This is a genomic window from Flavobacterium sp. (assembly GCF_031422135.1).
GTDB lineage: Bacteria > Bacteroidota > Bacteroidia > Flavobacteriales > Flavobacteriaceae > Flavobacterium.
This window is the reverse complement of sequence record NZ_JANOQD010000126.1, coordinates 56,749-77,524: the sequence shown is the minus strand read 5'-3', so window position 1 is coordinate 77,524 and position 20,776 is coordinate 56,749. Positions and strand designations below refer to the sequence as shown.

At 30.9% G+C, this 20,776-nt stretch carries 17 protein-coding genes; 5 read left to right on the top strand and 12 right to left on the bottom strand.

The genetic code is table 11. The features are described from left to right. Positions 1-15: 15 nt before the first annotated feature. The 7 genes from RMO70_RS16835 to holA all read right to left on the bottom strand — a co-directional run bounded on the left by RMO70_RS16835 (position 16) and on the right by holA (position 7,738). Positions 16-1,074 carry a helix-turn-helix domain-containing protein gene (locus RMO70_RS16835; protein ID WP_310557605.1) on the bottom strand — a complete coding sequence of 353 codons (1,059 nt, stop codon included), beginning with the start codon at positions 1,072-1,074 and terminating at the stop codon, positions 16-18. 35 nt (positions 1,075-1,109) lie between these two features. Continuing rightward, positions 1,110-2,000, bottom strand: coding sequence for an exopolyphosphatase (locus tag RMO70_RS16830; protein ID WP_310557604.1), 891 nt, complete (start codon positions 1,998-2,000; stop codon positions 1,110-1,112). Positions 2,001-2,046: 46 nt separating this feature from the next. Then, positions 2,047-4,140 carry a polyphosphate kinase 1 gene (gene ppk1 / locus RMO70_RS16825; protein ID WP_310557603.1) on the bottom strand — a complete coding sequence of 698 codons (2,094 nt, stop codon included), beginning with the start codon at positions 4,138-4,140 and terminating at the stop codon, positions 2,047-2,049. After that, positions 4,140-4,625 carry a histidine phosphatase family protein gene (locus RMO70_RS16820; RefSeq protein ID WP_310557602.1) on the bottom strand — a complete coding sequence of 162 codons (486 nt, stop codon included), beginning with the start codon at positions 4,623-4,625 and terminating at the stop codon, positions 4,140-4,142. Before RMO70_RS16820 ends, ppk1 begins: the two co-directional genes overlap by 1 nt. Before the next feature lie 135 nt (positions 4,626-4,760). Further along, positions 4,761-6,452: an energy-dependent translational throttle protein EttA gene (gene ettA, locus RMO70_RS16815; RefSeq protein WP_310557601.1), complete on the bottom strand. Its 1,692-nt coding sequence runs from the start codon at positions 6,450-6,452 to the stop codon at positions 4,761-4,763. Between the two features lie 34 nt (positions 6,453-6,486). Further along, positions 6,487-6,669: a CAL67264 family membrane protein gene (locus RMO70_RS16810; protein ID WP_310557600.1), complete on the bottom strand. Its 183-nt coding sequence runs from the start codon at positions 6,667-6,669 to the stop codon at positions 6,487-6,489. A gap of 64 nt (positions 6,670-6,733) precedes the next feature. Beyond that, positions 6,734-7,738, bottom strand: a complete 1,005-nt coding sequence (gene holA / locus RMO70_RS16805; protein WP_310557599.1) for a DNA polymerase III subunit delta — start codon at positions 7,736-7,738, stop codon at positions 6,734-6,736. Between the two features lie 56 nt (positions 7,739-7,794). On the opposite strand from holA, the gene RMO70_RS16800 reads away from it, so the two are divergent. Genes RMO70_RS16800 through RMO70_RS16790 form a run of 3 tightly spaced genes read left to right on the top strand, consistent with a single transcriptional unit; the run spans position 7,795 to position 10,120 of the window. Further along, entirely contained in the window at positions 7,795-8,241 is a 447-nt protein-coding gene (locus tag RMO70_RS16800; RefSeq protein ID WP_310557598.1) for a type I restriction enzyme HsdR N-terminal domain-containing protein, read from the top strand. Beyond that, a complete protein-coding gene (locus RMO70_RS16795; protein ID WP_310557597.1) occupies positions 8,242-9,240 on the top strand; it encodes a glycosyltransferase family 2 protein in 999 nt (332 codons plus the stop codon). Between the two features lie 22 nt (positions 9,241-9,262). Continuing rightward, the gene (locus tag RMO70_RS16790) at positions 9,263-10,120 is read left to right on the top strand and encodes an OmpA family protein (protein ID WP_310557596.1); all 858 of its coding nucleotides are present in this window, start codon (positions 9,263-9,265) and stop codon (positions 10,118-10,120) included. Between the two features lie 156 nt (positions 10,121-10,276). Here the strand turns inward: RMO70_RS16790 and RMO70_RS16785 are convergent, their stop codons facing one another. From RMO70_RS16785 to RMO70_RS16765, 5 genes are all read right to left on the bottom strand, one after another. Further along, positions 10,277-10,900 carry a hypothetical protein gene (locus RMO70_RS16785; RefSeq protein WP_310557595.1) on the bottom strand — a complete coding sequence of 208 codons (624 nt, stop codon included), beginning with the start codon at positions 10,898-10,900 and terminating at the stop codon, positions 10,277-10,279. Positions 10,901-11,191: 291 nt separating this feature from the next. Beyond that, positions 11,192-12,043 (bottom strand): N-acetylglucosamine kinase, encoded by an 852-nt coding sequence (locus RMO70_RS16780; protein WP_310557594.1) that lies wholly within the window; start codon positions 12,041-12,043, stop codon positions 11,192-11,194. Positions 12,044-12,206: 163 nt separating this feature from the next. Then, positions 12,207-13,208, bottom strand: coding sequence for a type I glyceraldehyde-3-phosphate dehydrogenase (gene gap / locus RMO70_RS16775; RefSeq protein ID WP_310557593.1), 1,002 nt, complete (start codon positions 13,206-13,208; stop codon positions 12,207-12,209). A 66-nt stretch (positions 13,209-13,274) separates the two neighbouring features. Then, the gene (pfkA, locus tag RMO70_RS16770) at positions 13,275-14,261 is read right to left on the bottom strand and encodes a 6-phosphofructokinase (RefSeq protein ID WP_310557592.1); all 987 of its coding nucleotides are present in this window, start codon (positions 14,259-14,261) and stop codon (positions 13,275-13,277) included. Between the two features lie 126 nt (positions 14,262-14,387). After that, entirely contained in the window at positions 14,388-18,860 is a 4,473-nt protein-coding gene (locus RMO70_RS16765; protein WP_310557591.1) for a translocation/assembly module TamB domain-containing protein, read from the bottom strand. A 184-nt stretch (positions 18,861-19,044) separates the two neighbouring features. Here RMO70_RS16765 and tsaD point away from each other — a divergent pair, with 184 nt between their 5' ends. Both tsaD and RMO70_RS16755 read left to right on the top strand, forming a co-directional pair. Further along, positions 19,045-20,067 (top strand): tRNA (adenosine(37)-N6)-threonylcarbamoyltransferase complex transferase subunit TsaD, encoded by a 1,023-nt coding sequence (gene tsaD, locus RMO70_RS16760; RefSeq protein ID WP_310557613.1) that lies wholly within the window; start codon positions 19,045-19,047, stop codon positions 20,065-20,067. Positions 20,068-20,069: 2 nt separating this feature from the next. Beyond that, positions 20,070-20,774 carry a 16S rRNA (uracil(1498)-N(3))-methyltransferase gene (locus tag RMO70_RS16755; RefSeq protein ID WP_310557590.1) on the top strand — a complete coding sequence of 235 codons (705 nt, stop codon included), beginning with the start codon at positions 20,070-20,072 and terminating at the stop codon, positions 20,772-20,774. The last annotated feature ends 2 nt before the right edge of the window (positions 20,775-20,776 follow it).

Below are 20,776 nucleotides of genomic sequence, written 5' to 3'. Positions count from 1 at the left end.
ATTTATAAATTTGTACTACTCTTTGTTATTTTGCTGAAAATTGAGTGGTGTCGAGCCTTTGATTTTTTTAAAAGCAGAGAAGAAAGTAGATTTTGAACTAAACCCTACTTCATAGCCAACGCCTTCCAAAGTGAATTTATCGTTGGTTAGTATTAGGTTACAAGCTTCATTAATACGATATTCATTGACAAAAGTGGTGAAGTTTTTACCTAAATTATCATTTAAAAGTTGTGATAATTGGTGACTAGATATATTTACCTCGGTTGCAAATTCGTTCAAGCTTAAATTTGGGTTTTGATACCTCTTTTTTTCATTCATTATTTTTTTAATCTTTTCAATCAAAAAGTTGGCATCGGCATCATTTACTTTTTTATTGACATACTTAATTGTGGTTAATGAGAACAAACTGTCAGTTTTATTTCTAAAAAAGAAGGCGAGAATACTAATGTATAATAGTAATGAAAATAGAATTGCCCCATTTATGTAAATGAAATAAATGGTTAAAATACTCATTGCATAAAATAAAAAAATGAGTACATTACTAAAATAAACAAGCAACAACCAGTTTTCATTTGGTTGAATACCATCAGAAGTTTTTATGAGCTTTCTTTTAATAATATCTTTTATAATAATTCCAGAAGCAAGAATATAAAGAAACCAAATAGTGTAAATAAATGGTATGATGTGACTTCCCCATAGCTCAGGATAAGTTATATACGGAACTACTATTCCAATTATAGCAATCACAATAAATAATAGTGTAAGGTGTAATTTCCAATTATTAGGTGTTGTTTTTCTTTTTTCTACTATAGATTTGGTAAAGAAAAAAAGTAAAGGCCCAATAAAAAAACAAGCGGAAAGTCCTATTTGCAAATAAATTTTAGAAAGCCCGTGATTAAAATAAAAGAAAACAGATTTTCCAATTCTAATACTTAATGCAAATAGCAATAAACCTAAGAAATAATTGGATAAATGTTTTCCTTTGTTAATAAAAATAAGATAACTACCTAATATTAAACCATTAAATACACCTAGTAAACTAAAAAAGAATAAAATTTCTCTACTTGAATTCATTTATTTAAAGTAATTGATAATTCGTAAATCCCAAATTAAATCTTCCCATAATACAAAGCTTTCACAATACCATCAGACAATCCAATTTTTGGTACATAAATTTTGGTTGCACCACTCCATTTCATTGCTTTAAGATAAATGCTTAATGCTGGGATTATAACATCGGCTCGATCTGTATTTAAAGCTAATTCAGCAATTCTTTGTTCGTAGGTAAGTGAACTTAAATATTGGTATTGCGAGTTTAAATACATATATGACAATGGTTTTTCTTGCGCTTTACCCGACAATTTAAATATTTTATTGATATTTCCACCAGAACCTATTAATGTGATATTTTCATAAGGTTCGGTGATGGTTTTAATCCATTTTTCTATTTCTTCCCAGACTATTTCGTTTACCATATTATTTAGTAAACGAACCGTTCCGTTTTTAAATGATTTAGAAGCTATCATTTTTCCATCAGAAAACAAAGAAAATTCGGTGCTTCCGCCACCAACATCAACATATAAATAGGTTTCTTCGGTTTTTATAAACTGATGCAAATCGGAGGAAGCAATAATGGCAGCTTCTTTTTTTCCATCGATGATTTCAATTTTAATATCAGCTTTCTTCTTAATAATTTCAGTAATTTCTTTTCCGTTATAAGCCTCACGCATAGCAGAAGTAGCGCACGCCATATACTTTTCTACTTTATATACTTTCATTAATAGTTTGAATGCTTTCATCGCATCAATCATCCTGTCAATATTCTCTTCGGTGATTTCTCCTACTGTAAAAGCATCTTGTCCCAAGCGTATTGGAACACGAACTAATTCACTTTTATTAAACTGTGTTTCTTTGCCTTCTTGCTCAACAACGTTGGTTATCAACAATCGCATAGCATTTGAACCAATATCAATGGCGGCATATTTTTTTATTGAAATCATTCTTTGATTTTAGATATTAGAATTGGATATTTAGATTTAAAAATATCTATTTCAGTCTTTCTTCATAATATTTATAGGTTTCCAATTGTGCTCTAAAAACTGGATTATCCCCACGCAAACGGTACTTGTTGTCTAATTTTTCGGAATGAAAACGTGCCTTTACGTTTCCTTTCCAACCCAAATCAAAAGTATCTATTAATTCTGTTTTTATATCTTCATCATAAATTGGACAAGTAACTTCGACTCGAGCATCTATATTTCGAGTCATTAAATCAGCTGATGAAATATAAACTTCAGGGTTATTATTGTTTCCAAAAATATAAACTCTAGAATGTTCTAAATAATTATCAACAATTGAAATGGCTTCAATATTCTCGCTCATTCCCTTTATTCCTGGCACAATAGAGCAAATTCCTCTTATAATTAATCGAATTTTTACACCAGCTCTACTAGCATCATATAGCTTATCTATCATTTTAACATCTGACAAACTATTCATTTTCAATTTAATATAGGCAGATTTTCCTAGATTAGCGTTAAGTATTTCTCTATCAATCAATTTATAGAAACGAGTTCGAGTATAATGAGGAGAAACGATTAAATGTCTGTATCTGTGAATTCTATAATTAACCATAAAAAAATCGAAAACTTTAGAAACGTCTTTCAAAATTTCTTGGTGTGCTGTAAATAAAGATACATCGGTGTAAATTTTTGCAGTCGATTCGTTAAAATTTCCTGTAGAAATAATTCCATACCGTTTTAATTTTCCATTTTCAATTCGTTCTACCAGACAAATTTTACTGTGTACTTTTAGTCCTTTAACCCCAAAAATAAGATGAATACCTTCGGTTTGCATTTGTTCTGCATAAAAAATATTACTTGCTTCATCAAAACGTGCTTGTAATTCTATTTGAACGGTAACTTTTTTACCATTTTTAGCTGCACTTATAAGCGAACTTATAATTTGAGAATTCTTCGCCAATCGATACAATGTTATTTTTATGCTAGAAACATAAGGATCGAGTGCTGCTTCTCGCAAAAATTTAATAATATAAGAATAAGATTGATATGGCGCGTTGACAAGATAATCTTTTTCGTCAATTTTTTTGAGCATACTTCCTTCTAAACTTAAATCTTTTAAAGGTAAAGGAATGTTTGTTTTGTATAATAAATCATATCTACCAAGATTAGGAAAATCCATATAATCTCTACGATTGTGGTATCTTCCGCCAGGAATTATACTTTCTTTAGCATCGATTCCCATATTTTCTAAGAAAAATTTAAGTGTGTCTTTTTCTATATTTTGGTCGTAAATAAAACGTACTGGCTCGCCTATTCGTCGGTCTTTTACACTTGACGATACTTTCTCTAAAAAACTCTTATTCAAATCGCTATCTAAATCCAACTGAGCATCACGTGTAATTTTTATCATGTGTGCCGAAATACTGTCATAATCAAAAATATTGAAAATATTATGCAAATTGTATCGGATTAAGTCATCCAAAAGTATAATATATTGTTTGTCATTTATAGATGGCAAAACCACAAAACGATTGATGTTTTTTGGAATTTCGATTACAGCATATCGAATGTCTTTTTTAGATTTTAACTTGTCTATAATTGATAATTTTTCTTTGGGTTTTATGACCAATTTTATGGCTAAATACCCAGAAGTATCTTTAAGTAATGGAAACTCAGCCAAATCATTCAAAATAATAGTTACCAATTCAGGACTTACTTTTTGAATAAAATAATCTTTAACAAACTGTTCTTGAGAAGCAGGAATTTCACTTTCGTTAATCATATAAATTTGCTGATCTTCGAGCTCTTTTTCAATTACATTTAAAATTCGTAAGCTTTCTGATTGTTGGCTTATCACTATTTCTGTAATTTCTTTAAGTAGTTTTTGAGCAGAAATACCTCCTAATAACTTTTCGCTGGCTTGTCCAGAAATACTTAAACGACGAATTGCAGCATAGCGAACTCTAAAAAACTCATCTAAATTATTGGAAAAAATACCTAAAAATCGCATTCTATCCAATAATGGAACTCGTTCATCCGCAGCTTCTTGCAAAACTCTAAAATTAAATGCTAACCAACTTTTTTCTCTATCTACGTATCTATTTTCTGTAACTGCCATTATGTAATTTCTTTTGGAAAAATGGTATGAATTGTTTTTCCTTTTTGAATGTTAGACCAAGTATTTTCTTCAAATTTAACAAATACTAAACCAGCGGTAGGTACATTGTATATTAACTTATCACCAAATTTATTGACAAAATCGGTTAGGGCTCCATTATGGCCAAAAACGATTAAATTTTCGATTTCATCAGGACATTTCTTAATTATTTGAGCTAAATCATATTCATCAAAAGTGTATAACTCGTCTTTAAAATTAATGACATTATCGTCAATTGACAGCGTTTTGCAAAATAAATGAGCTGTTTGAGATGCTCTTTTGGCCGAACTACTCCAAATTGTATAGGGTGAAGGCAAAATTGACTCTGCTTTTTTAGCAACTATTTTGATGCTTTCGATTCCTATATCAATCAATTCTCTATCTTTATCAGAAACAGGTAAATCCCAACTGGATTTGGCGTGACGAATTAAAATTAGTGATTTCATTTTTAAATCTTTTTCTAAAATTAATGATTTTTTATTTAACCACAAAGTTCATTAATTAAAAGAGCAAAGTTCACTAGAAATAAAAATCTAGTGAACTTTGTGTATAAAAAAAATTAAAGCTATTTAATTCAAAAACTAACGAATTAACTTTTTGTATTTCAAGCGTTTAGGAGTCAAATCGCCACCCAAACGTTTCTTTTTATTTTCCTCATATTCTGAGAATCCTCCTTCAAAATAATAGACTTCAGAATCGCCTTCAAAAGCTAAAATATGTGTGCAAATTCTATCTAAAAACCATCTGTCGTGAGAAATAACCACTGCACAACCTGCAAAATTCTCTAAACCTTCCTCCAATGCACGAAGCGTGTTTACGTCCAAATCATTGGTCGGCTCATCTAGCAAAAGAACATTTCCTTCTTCTTTCAAAGTCATTGCCAAATGCAAACGATTGCGTTCACCACCCGAAAGGGTCGATACTTTCTTATTTTGTTCTCCACCACCAAAATTAAAACGAGACAAGTAAGCACGAGAATTGACTTGACGACCACCCATCATAATGAGTTCTTGACCATCAGCAAAATTTTCCCAAATAGATTTATCTGGATTAATATTAGAATGCGCCTGATCTACATAAGCAATTTTTACGGTTTCGCCCACCAAAAATTCTCCAGAATCTGTTTCTTGTTCGCCCATAATCATTCTAAAAATTGTCGATTTACCAGCACCGTTTGGCCCAATAATTCCAACAATTCCAGCCTGTGGTAGCGTAAAATTCAAATTATCATAAAGCAACTTATCTCCAAAAGCTTTTGCCACATTTTTGGCTTCAATCACATTTGTTCCTAAACGAGGCCCGTTTGGGATATAAATTTCTAGATTTTCATCTAATTGTTTTTGATCTTCGTTTAGCAATTTATCATAATTCTGTAAACGTGCTTTTTGCTTGGTTTGACGACCTTTGGCTCCTTGACGAACCCAGTCTAACTCTCGCTCTAAGTTTTTACGACGTTTAGAAGCTACTTTTTCTTCTTGTGCCATTCTAGTCGATTTTTGGTCTAGCCAAGAGGAATAATTTCCTTTCCACGGAATGCCTTCTCCTCTATCCAACTCCAAAATCCAACCAGCCACATTATCTAAGAAATACCTATCGTGGGTTACTGCAATTACAGTTCCAGAATATTGTGCCAAATGTTGTTCTAACCAAAGTACCGATTCTGCATCCAAGTGATTTGTTGGTTCATCCAGTAATAAGACATCAGGTTGTTGCAATAATAAACGACACAAAGCCACACGACGACGCTCACCACCAGAAAGATTTTTGATAGGTGTATCTCCATCAGGAGTACGTAAAGCATCCATTGCAATTTCTAGTTTGGTATCGATTTCCCAAGCACCAAGCGCATCAATTTTATCTTGTAAAGCAGCTTGACGATCCATCAACTTCTCCATCTTCTCAGCATCTTCATAATACTCAGGCAAACCAAACATATCATTGATTTTGTTAAACTCATCAAGCACTGCCATAGTTTCGGCAACTCCTTCTTTTACAATTTCGATAACCGTTTTACTATCGTCTAGTTGTGGTTCTTGTTCTAAATAACCAACCGTGTAGCCAGGTTGAAAAACAACATCGCCTTGGTAATTTTTATCAACACCTGCAATAATTTTTAAAAGAGAAGATTTTCCAGAACCATTAAGTCCTAAAATACCAATTTTTGCTCCATAGAAAAAACTTAAATAGATATTTTTAAGTACGGGTTTATCTGCACCTTGATACGTTTTACTCAATTTTTGCATTGAGAATATTACTTTTTTATCGTCTGACATTTTTAGTTATATATTAATTTTGATATTGAATTTGTTAAACCCTTCCTTTCAAAGCATTAAAAACCCAAGCTATAGAAAAAAAACCTATTCCTATTGTAACGAAGCCCCATCCAGCTACATCATCATATTTAAAAAGTCCCATCCCTATTAGAATGAGTCCCATAATTATCATCAGTAAGGTGGCGTAACCTAAAATTGTATTTTTATTCATTCCCATAGTCTTATTTTTTATTAAATTTTGAGGACAGCAAATATCGGGATTAATTTTAAAGTGGAAAAACTTAATTGAAGATTTTGATTAACATTTCCTTTAATAAATCTGATTGCGGCAAGGCATTAGCTCCTACTCCTTTGCTTTTTACATCAATATCTCTCAAAGTAGTTACAATTTGACTAACTTTTTTCATTGGATAATTACGTAAAGCCAAATCATATTCTTTCAGAAAAAACGGACTCACACCTAAAACTTTGGCAACATTATTTGGGTTTCTGTCTTTTAATCCATGGTATTTTAGAAGTTTAATAAAAAAACTAAAAACCAAACTCGTGGTTACTACCATTGGATTATCTTTTGGATTATCTGCAAAATACTGTGCTATTTGGAAGGCTTTGAGTTGATTTTTAGATCCTAATGCATTTTGTAATTCAAATACATTAAAATCTTTGCTGAAACCTATATTTTCCTCAATATGTTTGGCAGAAATAGTACTCCCTTTTGGTAAAACAATAGCAAGTTTATCTAATTCATTGGCAATTTTACTCAAATCTGCACCCAAAAATTCTACAAGCATAGCGTTTGCTTTGGGTTCAATTGTATATCCTTTGCCTTGCAAAACTCTCGAAATCCATTGTCCGACTTGATTTTCGTACAATTTTTTACTTTCAAAAACAACTCCATTTTTATTTAATAATTTGGTTATTTTTTTACGTTTATCTAGTGTTTTATATTTGTAGCAAAAAACTAAAACTGTAGATGGCATTGGGTTTTCGGCATAACTCTCTAGTTTGTCAATAGTTCGTATCAAATCTTGGGCTTCCTTAACTATCACAACTTGTCGCTCAGCCATCATTGGGTAACGCTTTGCGGTTCCAATAACATCTTCAATAGTTACGTCACGACTATATAAAACAGTTTGATTGAAGCCTTTTTCGTCTTCAGAAAGTATATTTTTTTCGATATATTCTGCTAATTTATCTATGTAATAAGGTTCTTCTCCCATTAAAAAATAAATAGGTTTTATATTACCTGCTTTGATATCGCTTATTATTTTTAAAATTTCGTCCACTAAAAATGTTGATTTGGTTATTTGGTAATTCGTTTATTTGATATTACTTTCGTGAAATGCAACCACTACATTTTCCTAATTATACATTTCGGTTCAAAAATAGTGAAAATAAAGTGTCTATTTTTGATGAAATTAGAAAAAAATTCGTGATTTTAACTCCAGAAGAATGGGTACGTCAAAACGTAGTTCAGTTTTTATTGGAAGAAAAAAAATATCCAAAATCATTAATAAATGTTGAGAAAATTTTAAAAATTAATGGATTAACCAAACGATATGATGTTGTAGTTTTTAATAACGATGGTTCTATTTTAGTTTTGATAGAATGTAAAGCACCAGAGATTAAAATTTCGCAAACTACTTTCGACCAAATTGCTCGTTATAATGTTACCTTAAAAGCAGAATATTTAATGGTAACCAACGGATTGAATCATTACTTTTGCAAGATGGATTTTGTGAATGAAAAATATGAATTTCTTGAAACTTTACCTGAATATAAAAATTAGATGTTAGAAAAAAAAATTGCGGTAGTTATTTTAAACTGGAATGGACAAGAATTGTTAAAACAGTTTTTGCCTTCAATAATAAAATATTCACAAGAAGCTACTATTTATGTTGTTGATAACGCTTCGACGGATGATTCTGTTTTATGTATTAAATTGCATTTCCCTACTATAAAAATCATCCAAAATAAATATAATTATGGCTTTGCCAAGGGATATAATGAAGCTTTAAAGTTTGTAGACGAGGAAATTTATGCCTTAGTAAATTCAGACATTGAAGTTACCGAAAATTGGCTTGAACCTATCATTTCGTTATTTGAAATCGAAGCTCAAACAGCCATTATTCAGCCTAAAATTTTAGATTTTAAAAACAAAGAATATTTTGAATATGCTGGTGCCGCAGGAGGTTTTATTGACAAATATGCGTATCCGTTTTGTCGTGGACGAATTTTTGAAACTTTAGAAAAAGACAATGGTCAATATAATGATACAATTGAAATTTTCTGGGCATCAGGTGCTTGCTTTTTTATTAGAAAAGAAGTTTTTTTGGAATTGAAAGGTTTTGATGCTGATTTTTTTGCACACCAAGAAGAAATAGATTTGTGTTGGAGAGCATTTAATAAAGGATATGTTACCAAATACCATAGCAAATCTACTGTTTATCACATTGGAGGAGCAACTTTGCAAGAAGGAAATCCTAAGAAAACATTTTTGAATTTTAGAAATTCGCTTTGGATGATGTTAAAGAATCTTCCTAAATCAATCCTAATCCAAACACTCTTAATACGAATGCTTCTTGATGGAGTGGCTGCTTTTCGATTTTTATTTCAAGGAAAAATATCGCATTTTTTTGCAGTTGGTAAAGCGCATTTGTATTTGTATATGTCCTTTTTCAATTTTTTAAAGAAACGAGATAGCCATCAATCAAAAAAATATTATAAAATAAAATCTATAGTTTACCGTTATTTTATTAACAATGGCAAGGTATTTGACCATTTGTAAACAATCAAAAACAAAAATAATTATGAAAAAAATCTTAATTTTATTAGCAACAATCTCATTACTAACCAGTTCCTGTGTTTCTAAAAAGAAATTTATCGAATCTGAAGCAAAAAACAAAGAGATTCAGGATTTATTGAATACGGCTACTGTAAAATTAAATTCTTGTTTAGAAGAAAAATCAGGTCTTAACGCTTCATTAGCTAGTTTAAGAGATCAGAATGATAATTTGAAAAAGAACAATTCTGACTTGATTAACAATATGGGGAATATGACTACTTTGTCTACAAAAGGTGCCGAAAACATTGAGAAAGCTTTAGAAACTATTAAGGAAAAAGACCTTAAAATTACTCGAATGCAAGATGCTTTAACTAAAAAAGATTCTGTAACTCTTGCTCTTGTCACTAGTCTAAAAAGTTCTGTAGGAATCTCTGATCCAGATATTGAAGTTAATGTGGAAAAAGGAGTGGTATTTATATCTATTGCCGATAAATTAATGTTTAAAAGCGGAAGTTATATTGTAAGTGATCGTGCCAAAGAAATATTAGGAAAAGTAGCCAAAGTAGTTAATGACAAACCAACATTTGAGTGTATGGTTGAAGGTCATACTGATGATGTACCATTTACAGGAAATGCCATTTTGTTAGACAATTGGGACTTGAGTGTAAAACGGTCAACAGCTATTATTCGTGTTTTGACCAAAGAGCATAAAGTAAATCCAAAACAATTAATTGCTGCTGGTCGTGGTGAATTTATCCCTTTAGTTGATAATAGTACAGCTGAGAATCGTTCTACAAACAGAAGAACTCGTATTGTGGTTTTACCAAAAATTGATGAGTTTTACGAGATGATTGAAAAAGAAATGAAAAAACCAGTGAAATAGTAATTAAACATTGTTATTTTATTTCGGAATAAAATTATTGAAGTAGTATTTGTTTTTATCCAAAAAACATATTACCGATTAACTGAAGCAAATCCAAAAAAAAAGAGGCATTAAATTGCCTCTTTTTTTTTGGATTGTTTATTTTAAACTTTTAGATTATTTCTTTTTCTTTTTTGAAGATTTAGATACATCTGCTGATTTTTGAGGCAATTCATATTTCATAGTTACCGTGTTTAAGTTATATTTCGATTCTACAGCTTTATTCTTTAATGTAAAATCTCCTGTTGGTAATAGTGTAAAATTGTATCCTTCATTTCTATTTCGCTCTTGGGTTTCAGAAGCGGTTTTATTTTTATCTAAAAAAACTTGCTCTTTTATGTTTGTTGAAGTTTGGGTATTCGAAAAAACTTGCATTTTCGTTGCTGGATTCCAAATTTGAACATTTGTAACAACAATTGTTTCTTTTTTAAGCTTTGTTTCTGAATTCATTTTTTCTGTCCAAGATACATAGTACAATGGAGTAGATTTAGTCACAAATTTTTTAATCACACAATCAGTAGGTGTAATGCTGCTTGAAAATGCTTTTAATAAAAGTGTATCTTTTTTAATTGAATTCTCGTTTCTAAAAATATAAAAATTTGGCTTTATAACTTCAGCCGTTAGGTTTTCTGTTTTGGTAATTATAACAGCTACTATTGGATTAGTAGTCGACTTTTTCTTTTTTTGAGCATTACTAGTTCCGCAAAAAAGAACTAAAACAAGTAGGGCAATTTTTTTCATAATTTTATTTTTATTTGGAAAGGTAATATACAAAAATTGATGATATACAAGATTAAACTAATTTTAATTTTATAAAGATATTGCGTTTAAGAGTAATTATGCAGTTGCTTGATTTGTGGCTAGCGGAATATTATGAACGTCAGATTTGAAGATTGTACTATTTTTTAATTTTTATTTAGAAACTTAACCATATTGGCTTTCATTCATTCGTGAGTAATAATAGCTATTCCCATTTTATTTTTAAGGTCTAAGATTTATGAAAATTCAAATATTAGAGATTGCTATTTTTTGTTATTTATTTAAGATATGATATTCAATTAATCCATCAATTGGGCGACGCAATACATTTCCAATTTTGATGTTGTGTTTCTTGAGTACTTGTTCTAATTCTTCTTTGAGATAAAATGCTATTGAACCTATGAAATGTACTGGAACTTCTTTATAATTATCAAATTGTTTGATATAGTTTTCTACAAAATCTTCCATTTCTTGATAAATGTATTTTTTGCAAAAATCAGTATCTTTATGCTTGATTAAAAACTTGGCAAAAGTAGCCAAATAGGCATTTGGATTGGGTTCTTTGTACAGATTATTCTTGACTGGATCGGGTTCTACATCATATGTGGTTTCAAATTCTTTGGCTAATTCGGGTGGCATTTGGTTGAAATAATAAGCTCGTAATAAATGACGTCCAAAACGATTTCCTGAACAATCGTCCATAACAATATAGCCCAGAGATTGTACTTTTTGATGCAAAACAGTACCATCAAAATAACTACAATTGGATCCTGTTCCTAATATACAAACAATGGCTTTTTCGTTTTTTGGAGTTGTGGCATAAACCGCTGCATAAGTATCTTCGTGAACAGAAACGGTTGCATTTGGAAAGTATTCCTTGAAAACTTCTGTTAAAAAAATTTTCATTCTGTCGGTACCACATCCTGCTCCGTAAAAGAATAGACTGGAAACTTCTTTTTTGTTATGTGAAATATCAAAACGATCTTCTAGCCTGTTTAAGATTTCTTCTTTGGTTAATACCTCAGGATTTAATCCTAATGATTGTGTGGTGAAGAATACTTTTCCATTATAATCTATGGCAATCCAATCGGCTTTAGTAGAACCGCTATCTACGAGTAGTTTCATTTTATTCAATTAAAAATTAAAAATTACGAATTACGAATAAAAAATTCGAAATTCAATATTTATTATTTGAAATTAAAAAAAAACGAATTAAAAATTATAGCCAATTTACTACTTTAAAGCATTTTATAATTTTTAATTCGTAATTATATTAATTCGTAATTATTTATAATCCCGCAATGTGAACCGATAAATCTATTAGTTTGCTTGAATATCCGTACTCGTTATCATACCAAGAAACGAGCTTGAAAAAAGTAGAATTCAAGCCGATTCCAGCTTTGGCATCAACAATAGATGTTCTTGGATCTGATACAAAATCTTGTGAAACTACATCGTCTTCAGTGTATCCTAAAATACCTTTCATTGTGGTTTCTGAAGCAGTTTTCAAGACTTTCATTATTTCTTCGTATGTAGTTTCTTTAGCCAGTTTAACTGTTAAATCGACTACAGATACATCGACAGTTGGCACACGCATTGACATTCCTGTTAGTTTCCCATTAAGAGCCGGAATTACTTTTCCAACTGCTTTTGCTGCGCCTGTTGATGATGGAATCATATTAACTAATGCAGAACGACCACCACGAAAATCTTTGCGTGATGGACCATCATTAGTCATTTGTGTTGACGTTGTGGCGTGAATGGTTGTCATTAAACCTTCCACGATTCCAAAATTATCATTAATTACTTTAGCCAATGGTGCCAAGCAATTTGTGGTGCAAGAAGCGTTTGAAACTACAAGGTCTGTAGCTTTTGCTTCGGTGTGGTTTACGCCCATTACAAACATCGGGGCATCTGCTGATGGTGCTGAAATAATTACTTTTTTTGCTCCACCAGTAATGTGTGCTTTGGCAGTATCTATTGTAGTAAAAAAACCAGTACATTCGGCTACTACGTCTACTCCTACTTCGTCCCATTTTAGATTTACTGGATCTTTTTCTGCAGTAATTCTGATGTGATTATCATTAACGAATAGTTTTCCATCTTTTACTTCTACTTTTCCTGCGAAACGTCCGTGCACTGAATCGTATTTTAATAAATATGCTAAATGATCTACATCTAACAAATCATTTATGGCTACTACCTCAACATTATCTCTATTGAAGGTTTCTCTAAATACTATTCTTCCAATTCTTCCGAATCCGTTTATTCCTAATTTTACTTTTGACATTTTTATTGTTTAATCGTTAATGTATTAATTCGTTGATTTGGTTATTTGTTGATTTGAAATAAACAGTTATGTTGACATAATATCAGATACTCTTAATAATTCTTTATCGATAGAATAGTGCCCTTTGATGGCTTGTTCTAATGGTGTTAGTGCAATTTCATCTTTCAGAACACCTACCATATAATTTGATTTTCCTTCCAGTAATGATTCAACCGCTTTTACGCCCAAACGTGAGGCTAAAACCCTATCGAAACAAGATGGCGATCCACCTCGTTGCATATGTCCTAATACTGAAACTCGAACATCATATTCAGGCATATGTTCTTCAACATAATCTTTTAGTTCAAATACGTTCTTACCCATTTTATCTCCTTCGGCAACTACTACAATACTTGATGATTTTCCTGATGCCTTAGATTTTTGAAGTGATTCTAACAAACGATCTAATCCTAAATCTTCTTCAGGAATAAGGATTTCCTCTGCTCCTGCTCCAATTCCAGCATTTAATGCTATATGACCAGCATCACGACCCATTACTTCTACAAAGAAAAGACGATTGTGTGAACTGGCTGTGTCTCGAATTTTATCGATTACTTCCACAACTGTATTTAATGCGGTATCGTAACCTAATGTATGGCTCGTGCCAAAAATATCATTGTCGATAGTTCCTGGAATTCCCATTACAGGAAAATTGAATTCATTATTGAAGATTTCGGCTCCTGTGAAAGTTCCATCTCCACCAATAACGACCAATCCGTCAATATTTGAATTGACAAGATGTTGGTGCGCTTTTTGACGACCTTCAACAGTCATAAATTCTTTGGAACGAGCAGATTTTAGTATAGTTCCGCCTTTGTTAACAATATTATTCACTGATCGAGGTCCCATTTCTTTGAAATCGCCTTCAATCATTCCTTGATAACCACGGTATATTCCGATACATTCTATGTTATGAAAAGCGCACGTACGAACAACCGCACGAATGGCTGCATTCATACCTGGAGAATCACCTCCAGATGTAAGAACGCCAATTTTTTTTATGTTTTTTGACATTATTGCAATAATTGAATTGTAAAATTAAGAAAGTAATAAAAATAGTTGCGATATATTTGTTAAAATATGTGACATCCTTAAAATTTCAAACGTTTTCGTTAATAAGTTTTTAATCAAGGACTGAATTTAGTTTATTTCTGGAACTAATTCTGTTTCATTTTTTGGTTTTTCAGTCGATTTTTTTTGACGTTGCTCTGTAAATTGAATAAACTCAGGAGTTAAGTCAGAATCTGGAATTTCGTCTTTAGATTTTTTGTCTGTCTTCTCTTTTTTTGAATTAATTATCTTTCGAATCAATTCTTTAAAATTATTAAAATCAACTTCATAAGTTAAACCTATTCCTTGAGTATAACCAACACCTTCCCCTATATAACTAATATCGTTTTCACGGTTGAAAACTCGAGCTTTGAGTGAGCCATCTTCGTTTAATCTCAGTTGAATTTCAACATCACCCACAATAGCTGATTCATTAACACCACCAACAGGAACTCCTAATTTTCCATTGAGTGTCACTTTCTCACTAATTTGGGTTGAAAGTGTAAATCCTACTTGTCCGCTACTTTGATCTTCAAGGTTTTTACTATTATTACCTTGTACATAATATGGATTTACTTTGAACTTATCATCTTCACTAGAAAAAATTCCATCAAAAAGGCCTTTGGCTGTTTCAAGAAGATTTCCAGTCAAAGCAGTTCCATCAACACCACTATCACTCAAAAATCCACCAGTAGAAAGTAAATATATGGCTTGTTTCTGTCTGGTATCACTATCACTTAATTTGAAATCTAAATCTGATTTTAGAACTGAACTTACAGTTGGAAAATTAATTGATATTTCTGGAACAGGATTAGTTAATTTATCCGTTAATTTTATAGATACTTCTGTAGGGATTTTTTTTGTAAACGAAGAATTATCTAATAGTATTCCAGGATTTGCTTCTGTTTTATAAACGGCTTCCATATTTAATATTGCATTGAGTGGATTGCCTTCCCACGAAATGGATCCTAGTGGTTTTACAATGAATTTCTTATCAATAATCCCACCATATTTGAAGTTATATTCCCCTTTGTCGACAATAAAGTCACCATACATATTGAATTTTCCTAAAGTATTTATTTCCATAAGGATGTCGCCATAACCTCGTCCTTTCAAACTATGCCCTGTACTTTTATTGATAATTACTTCAATTTCAGCTTCTTTTGTAATATTCAATTGAAAATTAAGTTCCAATCCATTGTTTATTTTTATTTTTTTGGAAAGATTTTTAGCAAGACCATCTGTAGCAGATTTGAATTTGATAAAATCGCGTTCTGAAGTCGATTCTGAATCACTAATCGGAATTTTTATTGAAGTTCCTTTTTCAGATGTGGCATCAACATTAATAACCAATCCGTTTACAGGTCCTTTAATAGTAGCATCGCCATCGATAAAAGCAGTTCCATAATAGAGTGCATCATCCGCATCTTTAGTATCTAATACTACAATTCTATCTGAAGAAATATTTAAATCAAGGAACCAATCTGCAAACTTTGTATGACGAATTCCTCCGTTTAAAATACCTTTAGTTTTATATTTTACATCCGAAATATTGATACTTCTAAAAGCAAATTGATTCTCTGTTACATCAACAATGGAATTGTTTTTAAAATTATAATCCACATTCAAATATGGAATTTTGAGTCCTGCTTCGTTCAAATAAAGTCGTCCAGTAATTTCGGGTTCTTGAAATTCGCCCTCAAATTTAGCTGTTCCTGATGCAAAACCACGAATGTTTTTTATAACCTCGCCGCCAAGTGGACTAAATGCAGACATATTGAACTGGTCGAGTCTTAAATTTAGATCTAAAAAAGTTTTTTTATTGTCAATTGATACATTTCCGTCAGCTGAAAAAGATTCTAATCCATCATTTTTTAGTATAGAATTAATTTTAAAATTTTTGAATGTATTGTCCCCTTGAACATCAATGGCTAATTTTCCAAGTGCAAATTTATTGATGCTCAAACTATCAACAGTTATAGTTGATGATGGCTCATATATAGATTTATTTTGTTTAAAATTAACCAATCCATTTACTTTCCCTTTGATTTTTAGACTGTCTATTGCTGGTGTTATTTTATCCAAGTCGACATCTTTAAACGATAATTTCAAGTCTTTATAAGTAGAGTCCCGCAAAACACCCATCAGTTCCATTGCTTGTTTTTCGTGAGTTATTGCAATTTTTTCTATCGAAAAATCGGTTAGTTTTTTATTGAAAATGATTTTATTGTCTTTGGATTCGTTTTCATTTATAAACCACAAATAGTCTTTAAAATTTATTTCCGATTTCTTGATACCAACCACACTATTGTTTTCCTCATTTATAGTATGGTACATATTCAGATTGTAAAAGTCATTGCCTTTTTTACCTCCTTTAAACTCGGAACGGAAAAATAAAGTATCGTTTGCAGTAACATTTATTAAACTGAAATCAGAAACAGTATAGTGTTTTGTTTTTATACTGTCCAATTCTACATAAGCATTGTACAATGGATTTTTGTTGTCAATTTCAATATTTATATTTTCAAAATAATTGTCGTAAGCCTTAATTCTAGGAGATTTGAAATTAAATTTAAAATCATCGTTATCTGAGTTTATAGTTCCCCTCATAATTGTATTTTCACCTAGAGACACTTCAGGATAAAAAACTTCAATTAATTTGTTATATACATTAAAATCAAACTTCAAAAACTGTCCTTTGTTGACTTTATTGGGAGAATAATTAGCATATAAACTTCCTAAGGAATTCTCTATCAATTTCTGCAATTGATTAAACTGGAATTTACCCACGACTTTTCCTTCGATGATATCTGGAGAATTAATAGTCATTGTTCGTACTCTGTTTTCATCAAAGGTAGATTTGACAACAAAATCATCAAAAAAGTAGGTGTCATTACCATTTTCATATGATGTTTGATTAATGTATACTTCTCCATACAAATTATCAATGCTATTTCCTTGCAATTTCATTACAACATCGCCTCTAAATACTGCAATGGAATCAGCAGTATAAAATTTTAGCTTTTCAAGATTTGCATATTCCACATTGGCGTGAAAATCATATTTTTTCTCCCGATTGCTTATATCTAAAACACCGTCAAAATTCATTTTTAGATTGGGATCATTTGTTGCTATATTTCCTTTAAAAATAGAGCTATTCATAATCCCATCAATAGAAATATTCTTGTAGTTATAGTTGTTGTAAACAATGCTTTGCGCTGTACCTTTTAGTTTGGTATTTAAAAATTTCTGTGTAAACCCTTTACCATCAACATCTAAGTTAAGATTCACAACACCTAAATCACTTCTGTTTAAAAGTTTTCCGAGATTAAAATTTTCCAACTTAATGTTTCCTAAATAAGTGGCATTGTCAATATTATTAATGTTTGTCATATCCAACACAGATTGAACCTTACCTAAATCAGTGTTCAAAATAACATCTGCTTTTATGGTTTTTAGAGTCACTTCCGTTTTTCCTGAAATAGTAAATGTTCCAAATTTCTTGAAAGTAGTTGGTAAATTTTCGCCAAGAATTTTTGGCAAAATAGCAGTTAAATTATTGTATGTAGAAGAAATTTTGTTAATATCTCCTTTCATATAAAAATCATTTTTCTTTTTTGAAAATAAATTTTTAAATGTAAAATCACCTATAATTTCAGAATTATTATTGTCTTTTAATTTTAATTTTTGGGTAGAAAAATCGTTTAAAGTTCCAATAATTTTTGAACTAAAATCAAATCTTTGGTTTATGCCAAATTCACCATAGAAAAGTTTCAAATCGTTAGACGATAATGAAGCTTGATTTACTTTAATGTCAAAAACTACTTTGTTATTAAAATCTGAGAAATCTTCTCTTTTATATCGCAGAACAATATCGCCATCGAGTTTTGATTCAGGCGTTTCTAGCTTTAGTTTATCCAGAATTATGTTTTTCTTGGTATAGGTAAAATGTGAATTCAAATCATTGACAATCAATCCACGCTGATCTACAAAAGACATTTGATTGATAATGGTACTGACGTCTGGTCCAAGGACTTTAAAATTAGCAGTTTGGGCATTTAATTTTCTTAAATTAAGGATTTTAGGATTACTTAAATTATTATCTGTTAAAATGAAATGACTGTTTGTTACATATATATTTTTTGAAGTAAGAAGAAATTTCTTTTTTGATTTTGATGGTTTTCCGTCATCAAACAATGCTATAAATTTATCTAAATTTGAATCCTTTTCGCCCTTGTAATTCTTTAGGTGAAAATCTAAACCATCTAATCTAATATCTCCAAAAGTCAAATCACCATCAATTAATTTCTGATAATCTAGGATATTAGTTTTTAATCTGTTAATATAAAAAAGAGTGTCTTTTTTATGGTCTTTGACCATAATTTTTTTAAGTTTCATTCCTCCAAAAACACTAATGCTTGCCTGTTCAACTGTAATATCTGTACCAAAATCTTTATTTAATTGTTGGGTTATATACTTTGCCAATTTGGTTTGCGTAGCTGGTAATGACAAAACAATAGCTCCTACCAGCAAAAGTAAAATGATTCCCAAAAGGAAAGACAATACAAATTTTGTTATTTTTTTAAAGACGTTATTTTTTTTATTTTCTTTCAAGAATTGCAATTTCCTATAGTAAATGTATCCAAAACTAAAGTTTTTAATAAAAAAATCTATATTTTTGGACTTCGATGTAAATTTAGAAATTTTATATCGGTTTGTCAAATATAACGCAAAATCTGTGCCTTTTATGATTCCCAATCCTATTTATATTCTTGCTATTGAAAGTTCCTGTGATGATACAGCAGCAGCAGTTCTTGAAAACAATACTGTTTTATCCAATGTTGTAGCAGGGCAAGCCATTCACGAGCAATATGGAGGCGTAGTTCCTGAATTAGCCTCTAGAGCCCATCAACAAAATATAGTTCCTGTCATTGATGCTGCTTTAAAAAAAGCTAATATCACTAAAAGTCAACTCTCCGCTATAGCTTTTACACAAGGTCCAGGACTTATGGGCTCCTTACTTGTTGGCAGTTCATTTGCAAAATCAATGGCACAAGCATTACATATTCCAATCATTGGTGTAAACCATATGCACGCTCATATTTTAGCACACTTTATTGACGAAGAAGGTTTTGATAAACCTGAATTTCCGTTTCTGGCTTTGACAATTTCAGGTGGCCATACACAAATTGTAAAAGTAATTAGTTTTTTTGATTTGGAAATCATTGGCGAAACTACTGATGATGCTGTTGGAGAAGCTTTTGACAAAAGTGCCAAAATACTTGGACTACCCTATCCTGGCGGACCATTAGTTGACAAATATGCACAACTTGGCAATCCAAAAGCGTATAAATTTACAAAGCCTCGAATTCCAAATTTAGATTTCAGTTTCTCGGGTTTGAAAACTCAAATTCTTTATTTTATCCAAAACAATATTAAATTAAATGCTAATTTTATTGAAGAAAATAGGAATGATATTTGTGCTTCTATTCAAAATATTATTATTGAAATTCTAATGGAGAAATTGAAACTCGCTGTCAAACAAACTGGAATTACCCAAGTTGCTATTGGTGGTGGTGTGTCAGCAAATTCAGGCATTCGAAATGCAATAAAAGAAAGTGAAGCTAAATTAGGTTGGAAAACTTTTATCCCTAAATTTGAATACACCACCGATAATGCTGCTATGATTGGTATTGTAGGATATCATAAATTTTTAGAAAATAAATTTAATGACATATCAGTAGTTTCTAGTGCACGAATCCCTTTTTAATTATGCAATTATTTTACAATCCCGACATAAATTCTGATTCTAACACTTTTTCTTTTGACAAAGAAGAGAGCAAACATATTGTTAAAGTTTTACGTAAGTTAGAAGGCGATATATTATATGTAACGAATGGTTTAGGTTATTTATTTTCAACTGAAATAACTTTAGCAACCGAAAGAAAATGTACTGTAATTATAAAAAATACACAAAAAAATAATTCTACAGATTTTTACTTACATCTAGCTGTTGCTCCAACGAAAATGAACGAACGATTTGAATGGTTTCTAGAAAAAGCTACAGAAATAGGCATACATGAAATTACTCCTATTATATGTAACAATTCTGAAAGGAAAATCATTAAAACGGAACGATTGGATAAGGTAATTCAATCCGCAATGAAGCAATCATTACAATATTTTTTACCTAAATTGAATGAGCCGATTTCTTTTACCGATTTTATAAATAAAAATCACGACGGAAATTTATGTATTGCTCATTGCGAAGAAACAGATAAAAAACTATTGAAATCAATTATAAAACCCAAACAAAAATATACCTTACTTATTGGTCCTGAAGGTGATTTTTCTGAAAAAGAAATTCAACTCGCAATCCAGAACCAATACATTCCTATTTCTTTAGGAAACACACGATTAAGAACCGAAACTGCTGCCATTGTTGCTTGTCACAGTATTGTATTTGCAAACGAATAAAT